The organism is Neobacillus sp. NRS-1170, assembly GCF_050468025.1.
Genome location: NZ_JBITPF010000003.1, coordinates 50,959 through 61,858 on the forward strand (window position 1 = coordinate 50,959; position 10,900 = coordinate 61,858).

General features: G+C 41.9%; 9 protein-coding genes, 1 pseudogene and 1 riboswitch. Of the genes and pseudogenes, 9 read left to right on the forward strand and 1 reads right to left on the reverse strand.

The annotated features are described in order from the left end of the window. The first annotated feature begins 33 nt into the window (after positions 1-33). A riboswitch (TPP riboswitch) is annotated at positions 34-142 on the forward strand. A gap of 151 nt (positions 143-293) precedes the next feature. From ACIFOT_RS00205 to ACIFOT_RS00225, 5 genes are read left to right on the forward strand one after another with little or no spacing between them, the layout of a single operon-like run. Next, complete coding sequence (locus tag ACIFOT_RS00205; protein WP_430060809.1) at positions 294-878, forward strand: thiamine phosphate synthase; 585 nt, start codon at positions 294-296, stop codon at positions 876-878. Position 879: 1 nt separating this feature from the next. Beyond that, the gene (thiO, locus tag ACIFOT_RS00210) at positions 880-2,010 is read left to right on the forward strand and encodes a glycine oxidase ThiO (RefSeq protein ID WP_430060410.1); all 1,131 of its coding nucleotides are present in this window, start codon (positions 880-882) and stop codon (positions 2,008-2,010) included. Between the two features lie 11 nt (positions 2,011-2,021). After that, positions 2,022-2,225 (forward strand): sulfur carrier protein ThiS, encoded by a 204-nt coding sequence (gene thiS, locus ACIFOT_RS00215; protein ID WP_335713930.1) that lies wholly within the window; start codon positions 2,022-2,024, stop codon positions 2,223-2,225. Positions 2,226-2,227: 2 nt separating this feature from the next. After that, entirely contained in the window at positions 2,228-2,995 is a 768-nt protein-coding gene (locus ACIFOT_RS00220; protein ID WP_430060413.1) for a thiazole synthase, read from the forward strand. Next, positions 2,992-4,011: a thiazole biosynthesis adenylyltransferase ThiF gene (locus ACIFOT_RS00225; protein ID WP_430060415.1), complete on the forward strand. Its 1,020-nt coding sequence runs from the start codon at positions 2,992-2,994 to the stop codon at positions 4,009-4,011. The genes ACIFOT_RS00220 and ACIFOT_RS00225 overlap by 4 nt, the downstream gene beginning before the upstream one ends. Positions 4,012-4,193: 182 nt before the next feature. On the opposite strand, the pseudogene ACIFOT_RS00230 reads toward ACIFOT_RS00225, so the two are convergent. Next, positions 4,194-4,262 (reverse strand): annotated as a pseudogene (locus tag ACIFOT_RS00230) (YjcZ family sporulation protein); the annotation flags it as partial. A gap of 535 nt (positions 4,263-4,797) precedes the next feature. Between ACIFOT_RS00230 and ACIFOT_RS00235 the strand changes: the two are divergent. The 4 genes from ACIFOT_RS00235 to ACIFOT_RS00250 all read left to right on the forward strand — a co-directional run bounded on the left by ACIFOT_RS00235 (position 4,798) and on the right by ACIFOT_RS00250 (position 10,767). Further along, on the forward strand, positions 4,798-5,121 hold the full coding sequence (locus ACIFOT_RS00235; protein ID WP_430060418.1) for a heterocycloanthracin/sonorensin family bacteriocin: 324 nt from the start codon (positions 4,798-4,800) through the stop codon (positions 5,119-5,121). A 165-nt stretch (positions 5,122-5,286) separates the two neighbouring features. Continuing rightward, entirely contained in the window at positions 5,287-7,224 is a 1,938-nt protein-coding gene (locus tag ACIFOT_RS00240; protein ID WP_430060421.1) for a putative thiazole-containing bacteriocin maturation protein, read from the forward strand. Then, complete coding sequence (locus ACIFOT_RS00245) at positions 7,224-9,164, forward strand: TOMM precursor leader peptide-binding protein (RefSeq protein ID WP_430060424.1); 1,941 nt, start codon at positions 7,224-7,226, stop codon at positions 9,162-9,164. Before ACIFOT_RS00240 ends, ACIFOT_RS00245 begins: the two co-directional genes overlap by 1 nt. Before the next feature lie 22 nt (positions 9,165-9,186). After that, positions 9,187-10,767 (forward strand): SagB family peptide dehydrogenase, encoded by a 1,581-nt coding sequence (locus ACIFOT_RS00250; protein ID WP_430060427.1) that lies wholly within the window; start codon positions 9,187-9,189, stop codon positions 10,765-10,767. Positions 10,768-10,900: the final 133 nt, after the last annotated feature.

Here is a 10,900-nt window from a genome sequence, read left to right on the forward strand (position 1 = left end):
TTAAAGGTTAACATTACAAATTAATATTTCAAGCAATTCCGCTAGAGGTGCCTTTTTAAAGGGCTGAGATTGAAGTGTTACTTCGGGACTCTATGAACCTGATCTGGGTAATACCAGCGTAGGGAAGTGGAAAACTGGATATTTGAAGAACCATCGTTTCTATTCAAATTTTCGACCACTTCCTTAAACATTTGGAAGTGGTTTTTTGTTTTTCACTTTATTTCATAGATAAGCGGAATCTTCTCAAAGGAGGGACTTGTATTTTCACTAGTTTTAATGGGAAAGAGTTCCATATTATCTCCAATGGAAAAATGCCGATCGAGCAATTATGTGAAATTGTAATGGATATTCACCCATATGTAACGGCGATTCACTTACGAGAGAAACAAAGATCAGCTAGGGAGCTTTTTCACGCAGTTGAACTTTTAACAAAGAAAAACATACCCCTATCTAAGATCATTATTAATGATCGGGTCGATGTTGCCTTCGTAACAAGGGTCAGGGGAGTTCAATTAGCCTTTCATAGTTTAGATGCAGACCTTGTAAAAGAAAATTTTCCTCAACTTGTGTTAGGGAGTTCCATTCACTCCTACGAGGAAGGAGAAAAAGCAAAAGAGAAGGGTGCTGATTACCTCCTATACGGTCATGTTTTCCCTTCACAGTCAAAACCGGGTAAGACCCCAAAAGGGTTTGAAGAATTATCGAGGCTAACACAACTATCCATTCCTGTTATTGCTATCGGAGGCATAACCCCAGAGAATACGGGGCAGGTACTTCAGGCAGGGGTAAAGGGGATTGCAGTCATGTCAGGAGTTTTAGAAGCGCCCGATCCATTATCCGCTGTTAAAACTTACGTTCATGCATTAGAGGAGGGTTAAAGTGGAAAATTCATTTGATGTTGCCATAATTGGTGGAGGAATTAATGGGACCTCCATTGCCTATCAACTATCAAAAATGGGAAGAAAAGCAATCATCATTGAGAAAGATCAATTGGCTTGCCAAGCGTCAAGTGCGGCTGCCGGAATGCTGGCAGCACAAGCGGAGATTGAACAAGACGGTCCTTTATTCCAGTTGGCTTTAAAAAGTCAGGCGATGTTTTCTGCAATCACAAGTGAGTTATATGAATATTCAGGAATCGATATCGAGTATGTGAATAAAGGGATGTTCAAAATTGCTGAAACCGAAGAAATAGCAAACGAAGTAAAAAAACAGGTTGCCTTTCAAAGGAAATGGGATCCAAAAATTAAATGGCTGGATGCAAAGGAATTACAAGAAATGGAACCTTCCCTTTCGCCAAATGTAGTCGGAGCGATGTTTCTCCCTAACGATGGGCATGTGCAGCCAGCAAAGTTAACCGATGCGTTTGCCAAAGCGGCAGTCTATTTTGGGGCGGAAATACGTGAAAACACGGAGGTCCTTTCGTTTATTTTTGAAAATGGACAGGTGAAAGGGGTTAAAACCACCAAAGGCATCATACATAGCGAGCAAGTGGTCGTAGCAACTGGGGCTTGGGCGGCGAAATTAATGCGTGAATCTGGGCTGGATATTAGTGTTTACCCTGTGAAAGGTGAGTGCTTTTCGATAAAAACGGATAAACCGATCATCAACACGACGATTTTTTCCGATAAACGCTGTTACCTGGTCCCAAAACGAAATGGGGAAATTTATATTGGGGCTACCATGATTGAACATACTTTTGATAACAAGGTAACGCCAGAAGGAATTACTACATTAATAGAAAGAGCCTCTCAACTTGTTCCTCAGATCAAGAAGGCAGCGTGGGAGCGGGTGTGGTCGGGAATTAGGCCGCAAACTGCCGATGGACTTCCTTACCTTGGTGAGCATCCCAACTGGAAGGGTCTGTTTGTTGCCTCAGGGCATTTTCGAAATGGGATTTTATTAAGTCCGATTACAGGGAAACTAGTAGCTGATCTATTGTCAGGCAGATTGCTAGATGAGAGTCTTCTCTCAGCATTTCAACTAGAACGACATAAAGTAACAGTGGGTTAGGGAGGTTAAACATGAAGGTATTATTGAATGGCGAGTTGGTCCAATTGCCAGAGCAGGTCTTGTTTGTTTCAGATGTTCTCAAACATTATGAAATCCATGATAAGGTCGTTGTCGTGGAAGTTAACGGCGAGATATTAACCAAGTTAGAACACCAAAGTACTAGATTAGCAGATAAAGATAAAATTGAAATAGTCCATTTTGTAGGAGGCGGTTGATTATGTTAAAAATCGGTTCATTATCCTTTCAATCTCGTTTGTTACTGGGAACGGGAAAGTATCCAAGCTTTGAAATCCAGAAGGAAGCCGTGGAAGTTTCCGAAGCAGAAATCCTTACGTTTGCGGTTAGACGTATGAATATTTTTGAATCAAGCCAGCCGAATTTTTTAGAACAGCTAGACACCAATAAATATACACTTCTGCCCAATACGGCAGGAGCAAAAACCGCAGAGGAGGCTGTCCGGATCGCCAAATTAGCCAAAGCTTCAGGCCTATGCGATATGATTAAAGTGGAAGTGATCGGCTGTGATAAAACATTGCTCCCTGATCCGATTGAAACCTTAAAAGCGACAGAAGAATTAGTGAAGGAGGGATTTATTGTCCTGCCGTATACCTCCGATGATGTGGTTTTAGCCAGGAAGCTTCAAGAAGCCGGTTGTCATGCTGTCATGCCAGGGGCATCGCCAATCGGATCTGGTCAAGGAATCATCAATCCTGTTAACCTGAGCTTTATTATCGAACAAGCGGTCGTTCCTGTGATTGTGGATGCAGGGATTGGCTCACCAGCAGATGCGGCTTTGGCAATGGAATTAGGAGCGGATGGGGTGTTATTAAATACGGCTGTGTCAGCGGCCAAGGATCCGGTAAAAATGGCCAAAGCGATGAAACTAGCGATAGAAGCGGGACGATTAGGCTATGAAGCCGGTCGAATCGAGAAAAAGAGATATGCAACAGCAAGCAGTCCAAAGGAAGGAATGAGTATCGGGTGAATAATCGGTACTCAAGGCAAGAGCTATTTTCACCGATTGGAAAAGCAGGGCAGCAACGAATTTCCAATAAACATGTACTCATTATAGGAGTGGGAGCACTCGGGTCAGGATGTGCGGAAGCACTCGTCCGCGCTGGAATTGGAAAACTAACCATCGTGGATCGTGATTATGTGGAATGGTCCAATTTACAACGGCAGCAATTATACTCAGAAGAAGACGCCAAAAACCGGATCCCCAAAGTGATCGCGGCCAAAAATCGCTTAACAGGTATTAACTCGTGTGTGCACATTGAGGCCATCGTTGGGGATGCCACAGTCATAGAGCTGGAAGACTGGGCTCAAAAAGTGGATTTGATAATGGATGCAACAGATAATTTCGAAACCAGAATGATCATCAACGATGTTTCGCAAAAAGTTGGTGTCCCATGGATTTACGGTGCTTGTGTTGGAAGCTATGGAATTTCCTACACGATTATTCCTGAAAAGACACCTTGCCTTTCGTGTTTATTAGATACGGTTCCTCTAGGGGGATTAACCTGTGACACAGCAGGGATTATAAGTCCAGCAGTGAATATGGTCGTTTCTTATCAAATAAGTGAAGCATTGAAAATTTTGGTCGGTAATATGGATTCCTTGCGAAACAAACTAGTTTCTTTTGATTTATGGAAAAACCAATTTAGTGCGGTCCAAGTGGATAAATTGAAAAAGGCGGACTGTCCTTCTTGCGGGAATGAACGCTCTTACCCTTTTTTATCATTTGAAAATCAAACAAAATCAGCTGTCCTATGTGGGAGAGATTCTGTGCAGATCCGACCTTCCATTCCTACAGTAATTGATTTAGAAGCGTTAGAAAAGATATTGGCGAAAAATGGCGGAACTGTACAGCGAAATCCTTTCCTTTTATCTTATACATTGGGTTCTCACCGATTAGTCGTTTTTAAAGACGGAAGGGTGTTAGTCCACGGAACGAAGGATATTTCCGAAGCAAAGGCGCTATACCATCGATACTTGGGTTAATTTGATGGAAACCACTGCCGTCATAAATGGTCCATGTGTGTTCAATTTGCCGAGAAACAAAGTGCAAACTACATGGTAACGATTATTCTTACAAGAACCGTCCCCATTTCCGTATTTAAGCAAAAAAGACTCCTTAACTGGAGTCTTTTTCATATTCCAAACATCTTATCCTGTCACATTTATTAGATGAAGGACGTTCCAACAATGATAAGAAGTATGAACAATACTACGATTAAAACAAAGCTGCTGCCAAAGAAACCTCCGTAGCCATAACCTCCGTAGCCAAAACCGCCGCATCCGTATCCAAACATATTTATCACCACCCTTTGGTTTTCTAAAGAGAAAACCTTTTCCATATATATATATTTTTTAAGAGCAGTGGCGATTGGACAAACATCATAGTGACAAAAAAAAAATCAGTGTTTTCTTTAAAAGTAAAGAGACGTCTGCAATACACGCAAACGTCTCTTTGGAGGTTAATATCTATGCCTTTTGGCGGTGGCAATAATAATATATGTCAGATTATTAAAATGGAGTGGACAAGTGCTGATTTTTTGTTAAATAAAATAAATAGAAAAAAGAAGATTTTATAACGATCAGTGCTTTCTGTAATGAAGAAACATTTTACGATAATGAAATAGGCTTTTACATCAGTAACAATGACCTAAAAAGAATCATAATTTGTTTAAGAGAGTACGAGAAGGAACCTACATGGGTTCATAAAAAAACAATCAACTCTCTTTACAGGTGGATAACCTGATAATTAATAGCAAAGGGGAGGAAAAAATGCAGAATTTCCAAAATGATCTTCAAGCGTTAGGGATGGATCCTTACCAAGTGGGTCAGTTAGTTCCTATGGATTATCAAGTTCAAGATCCTAATCTTTTTGACGACAGACGTTGTGGTGGCTGTGGTCGTTGCGGTGGCATGTGCGGTGGCTTTGGTCGTTGCGGTGGCTTTGGCCGTTGCGGTGGCTTTGGCTTTGGCTTTGGTCGTTGCGGTGGATTTTTCCGTTGTGGCGGCTGTGGCAGCTGCTTTGGTTTTAGCTGTTTTGGTATTGGTTTTAGCTGTTTTGGTATTGGTTTTAGCTGTTTCGGTTTCTGGTGGTAATTTTTGAAAAAAATGCCCCTGCAGCAGGGGCATTTCTTTTTTACCGATAGGAAAATAGGTGCTTGTCAAACGTCAAGTTGGCTTTATTTTACTCATATTGGACAAATAAAAGTACATAAACTGATAGTGCATATCTACGAATAATTTGAACGAAGGAGGAGCTGAATGGCAGAACTAAACACAAATTCATGTCTGAAGGTGAAAAGAGATACCTTTTATTTACCTGATCCACAAGGTGGTGTGTATTTTAGAAATAATCAAAGTTCATTCCGTTTGGAAGGCGGTACTATCTATCAATGGATTGAAAAACTGATGCCAATGTTCAACGGGGAGCAATCATTAGAACGCATAACAGAAGGATTAACACCCCCATATCGTAAAAGGGTATATGAGATTGGAGAAACATTGTACAAGAATGGTTTTGTTAGAGATGTAAGCCAAGATCATCCTCACCAATTAAATAGCAACATTCTCAAAAAGTACACTTCACAAATTGAATTTATCGAGAGTTTTGTAGATTCCGGTCCGTACCGTTTTCAACAATACCGACAGGCTAAAGTTTTGGCTGTTGGCTCTGGGTCCTTTTTGGTTTCATTGGCTGATGCCCTACTTGAATCGGGGCTTCCGAAATTCCATTTCATGATGACGGATTCGGTACCTACAAATGAGGTACGGATTCATGAACTCGTTCAAAATGCCCGCAACGATGACTCTGAGGTGATGGTAGAACAAATACCATATCACGTTGATGACGGGAATTTTTGGCAAGAAGCAGTAAAGCCCTATGATTGGATCCTATATATCTCTCAAGATGGAAATGAAAAAGAGCTTAGGGAGCTAAATAGGGTGTGTAAAGAGGAGCGGAAGGTATTTGTACCGGCCATCTGCTTAGACCAAGTGGGGCTTGCTGGTCCAGTGGTTCATCCTGAATCAGAGGGATGCTGGGAATCCGCATGGCGCCGAATCCATCAATCTTCCTTGCAGTTAGATCGACAGCAGCCATCTTTTTCAGGAACAGCCGGAGCGATTCTTGCCCATGTCATGGTATTTGAATTTTTTAAAAGGGCTACAGACATAGCAGACTCCAATCAGAGTACCAAAATTTACAATCTTGATCTTGAAACACTGGAAGGAGACTGGATTTCATTCATCCCCCATCCATTGGTTGCGAATTATAATGTTTCGCCTCGACTTGTGGAAGTTCTCGATGTAGGGTTAGAGCAAGGGGAAAGTGAAAAGGATCCAAATCATAACCTCTTGGAGTATTTCAATCTAATAACTTCTGTAGAAACGGGTATTTTCCATATCTGGGAGGAACGTGACCTGAAACAGCTTCCTCTATCACAGTGCTATGTTCAAGCTGTTAATCCAGTTTCAGAAGGACCGGCAACACTCCTGCCGGAGGTTATCTGCACTGGATTAACCCATGAGGAAGCAAGAAGGGAAGCAGGACTCAAAGGTATAGAAATGTATGTCTCGCAAATGATAGAGGAATTCACAGATCGGAAAAATAATGTGAATGTACACAATCGATTCATGGGCGTAGGTGCGGGAGAAACAATCCAAGAGGCAGTTTGTCGAGGTCTTCAGGCATATATTGATGAAGAATTGAGACAAAGAAAGGCCAATGATAACAGCACGATTTTTCAAATTCCACTGGGAACGATAGAGGATCAACAGTGCCGAATATATTTAAATGCCTTGACTACCTTAAATGGTGCACCGACAATCGGCTTGAAAGAGGATATTTTAGGATTCCCTGTCATCGGGGTACGATCGAATGGCCGATGGTACACAAGGGCAGGTTTAAATACGGCATTGGCATTACGTTATTCATTACAACAGGCGCTGTTGGATGCGCAGAACGACTTGAATGGTAACGAGAGGGAAATGGAGTCAGCTGTTTTTCTGAAAGAAAAGAAATTTAAGCTCGATATCCCCTCATATGCAGAAATAACACAATTGGAGTTATTGCAATCTTCTTTACAGGTGTTGAACAGAAAGAACAAACAGCTATTCATCTATGATCTTGCGTTCGAGTCTTTTTTAAAACAAGAATTGGCAGGAGTGTATGGTGTACAGGTCCGAGAGGGGGAATCCTGATGGCTGCCCAGATTCTTATTGAGGGACAGGGATTATTAGCGGATTTTGTCTCTGATCGATTGTCCGTCAGCTATCTCGTTAAGCGTCAAAGCCTATTAGAAGAAATCCCCGAAGACACAGAATTCGCCCTTGTACTAAACGATGCCTGGAATCCATTGGATCATAAAAATGCAGAAGAAAGATTCAGGGAAACAGGAATACCCTGGCTTCGAGGATTCATTTCCTTTGGGGAGGGAATTATCGGTCCAATCGTTCGTCCCGAAAGACCAGGATGTTCTCGTTGTGCTGACATCCGGCGTATATTAGCTGGACCTGACCGCCGTGAGATGTGGGGATTTCAGATGAGCAGGGTTAGCGGAGAAGGTGGAATGCAGGATGCTTGGGCATCAAGAACGGGTCTATCGCATATCGCCGCGTTGATATGTAACCAAGTACAAAAGGTTTTTCAAGGGGAACCCAGCCATTTGGAAGAAAGAGTTTTCATTATGAATCTGAGGACGTTAACAAACTCTCTTCATCCATTCTTGCCAGATCCATTATGCCCCATCTGCAGTCCATTACCTGATGACACACCGGAATTGGCTCAAATCAAGTTGGAATCTAGTCCTAAAATAAATAGTAGGGGTTATCGCACACGTTCGATGGAGGAATTGAAACCGTTCCTCGTCAAGGATTACCTCGATTATCGCAGTGGGGTGATGAATGGTAAAATGCAGGATTTCTCCCTGCCGTTCGCGGATGTATTGATAAACCTGCCGCTGTTTGAAGGGGATGAGGGAGTAGCGGGAAGGTCTAATTCTTATGAAATGAGCGAGCAGACTGCTATTTTGGAAGGCTTGGAACGATATTGCGGGCTTGAGCCGCGAGGAAAAAGAAAGATCGTTCGCGACAGCTATCACAATCTAGAAAAAATAGCATTAAATCCAGCAAGGGTAGGTTTACATGAAAAAGAACAATATAGAAAGCCTCATTTTCCGTTTAAAGCATTTCATCCTGATACCCCGATGAATTGGGTTTGGGGCTATTCGTTCTTACAAGAGCGACCTATTTTGGTACCGGAGTTACTAGCCTATTACAGTTTGGGTTATGGGGAGTGTTTCGTTTATGAAACCTCCAACGGATGTGCATTAGGGGGGAGTTTAGAGGAAGCGATTTTCCATGGGATCATGGAAGTCGTTGAGCGGGATTCCTTCTTGTTAACCTGGTATGCCAAACTTCCTCTTCCGCGCATTGACCTTCTTTCTGCCAACGATAAGGAATTACGGCTGATGGTCGACCGAGTACATGAAGTGACAGGATATGAACTTCATTTTTACAATTCAACAATGGAGCATGGAATTCCAAGCGTATGGGCACTAGCAAAAAACAGAAAATCCAAAGGGCTAAACCTGATTTGTGCAGCCGGAGCGAACCCTGATCCTGTAAGCGCCGTAAAAAGCACGATTTACGAGCTTGCAGGAATGATGGGTAAACATGACGAAAAATTGGAACAAGATCGACCGAAATATAAAGATATGCTGCAAAATCCGTTCGCAGTACGTACGATGGAGGACCATGGTCTGCTGTACGGTCTTCCTGAAGCTGAAGAACGGCTGGATTTTCTATTAGATGATAAGCGTCCATTCCGCACGTTTGCTGAAGAATTCAAGCAGCCTCCGGCCAATTCTGATTTGAAGGATGATCTATTGGATATTTTAAACAGATTCCGCCGCTTAAACCTCGAAGTCATTGTGGTTAATCAAACAACTCCAGTGATAGAACGGAACGGATTATTCTGTGTCAAGGTTTTAATTCCAGGAATGTTACCAATGACGTTTGGTCATCACCTTACCCGTGTGAAAGGGCTGGAGAGGGTACTCAAGGTACCGAAGGAGCTAGGATTTAAGAAGACACCGTTATCATACGAACAACTAAATCCATATCCCCATCCATTTCCGTAATTGAAGAGTAGGAGGTTTAAGTTTGGAGCTCGATACATTTCTACACAATTTGCATTTTGACCAGGAAAAAATCTTTCCGCCTGATTGGCAGGTGGACTGGGAAGATGGACCCCTGCCTTATAAACTGTATCGCGGCTTACCGGTGATTCCTCTCAACACTGAAAAACCTTTATCCCTCAAGCGAGGAGATACCCATCAAAAACCAAGTCTGGAGGAGCTTGGCCATTTCTTATGGTATGTATATGGCCTAACACAATATTCACAAACCGCAATAAACCTTGGAACGGATGAAAATGATGTAATGGTTGCCCAATCAAAAAGGAGATATGTTCCCTCCGGAGGAGCGTTGTATCCGAGTGAATTATATGTTTATGTAAATCTGGAGGGAGCTCCAAATGGAGTTTACCATTACGATGCGGCCCATCACCGTCTTGTTTTGCTGCGAGAAGGAAACTACGATTCCTACTTATCTAGAAGTCTTGGTAACGGTTATGATATATCAAGCAGTTTTTGCACCGTTTTTGTCTCGACGATGTTTTGGAAGAATTTCTATAAATACAATAACTTTTCTTATAGACTCCAAGGGTTAGATGCAGGAGTGTTAATAGGTCAAACGCTGGAAGTGGCAGAACAGATTGGGTTTTCCTCTCGCGTATGCTATCAATTTCTTGATCTGGCCATCAATCATTTACTTGGATTATCTGAACAGGAAGAAAGTGTATATGCGGTTATTCCATTAGCCCTACATCAACCTATCCATTATGTTGACCATGAGAATAATAGAGACATTGTTTTTGCGACTGAATTATGCAGGGAAATTCCCATGTTGAAACATGTTTATTTTAACAAATCAAAGCGAGTCCTTGATTATCCAATGCTGAGAAAACTTACTGAGGCATCGAGGATGGAAACGACTGAGTCATTTGTGAAAATCATGAAAAATAAAAGTGAAAAGCTTTCCTTAAGTGCTGAGATGTTATTTTTGCCCTTAACAGACCACTTATCGTACGATTTCGCATCCGTTTGCAGGGAGCGCCATTCACTTGATAGCGATTTTGTTTTGGGAAATGTAAGTCAAATTCAACTTTCGACTTTGTTAAAAGAGACATTTTCCTTCTCGTATCAAAATGACCTCGATGAAACAGAAGGACAGATTGAGACTCGTTTTTCACTGTATGGCAGTTTTTATAACGTCGAGGGCGTACCAAATGGTACCTACTCCTATGACAATAGTTCTCATGCCCTTCGGAGAATTAATCAGGGTGATTACCGGCAACTTTTACATTTTGGATTAACAATGCCCAATGTGAATCTGTTTCAAGTTCCTTTATGTATGCATGTCGTAGGAGACAAGGATTACAACAAAGAGAAGTTAGGGTATAGAGGATATCGTATTCAACAGTTGGAGGCGGGCATTCTTGTGCAGCGGCTGCTCTTGGTGTCGGGTGCCTTAGGGATGGGGGGCCATCCATTGCTGGGTTTCGATGTGAACCAATGTGATGAACTTTACAGGATCAATTCGAAAGGAAAAACCAGCTTGATTAAAATCCCTGTTGGAACCTACCGTCCCCGCGCCTGGTTAAAGGGAAGTTTGCGAAGCTAGGTTTTATTGCAAATATAAACTATTTTGAAACCATCCAATTTTGGATGGTTTTAGTTTTGTTTCAATACCTGAATGGATATTTTTTAAGAAAAAACCATTTACCAACAATAACGCAACTAGTTTATAATATAAG

Coding starts and splice junctions, on each gene's coding strand:
- ACIFOT_RS00235 (WP_430060418.1), top strand. CDS start 4,798: ATGCAGAATTTCCAAAATGATCTTCAAGCGTTAGGGATGGATCCTTAC.
- ACIFOT_RS00245 (WP_430060424.1), top strand. CDS start 7,224: ATGGCTGCCCAGATTCTTATTGAGGGACAGGGATTATTAGCGGATTTT.
- thiS (WP_335713930.1), top strand. CDS start 2,022: ATGAAGGTATTATTGAATGGCGAGTTGGTCCAATTGCCAGAGCAGGTC.
- ACIFOT_RS00240 (WP_430060421.1), top strand. CDS start 5,287: ATGGCAGAACTAAACACAAATTCATGTCTGAAGGTGAAAAGAGATACC.
- ACIFOT_RS00220 (WP_430060413.1), top strand. CDS start 2,228: ATGTTAAAAATCGGTTCATTATCCTTTCAATCTCGTTTGTTACTGGGA.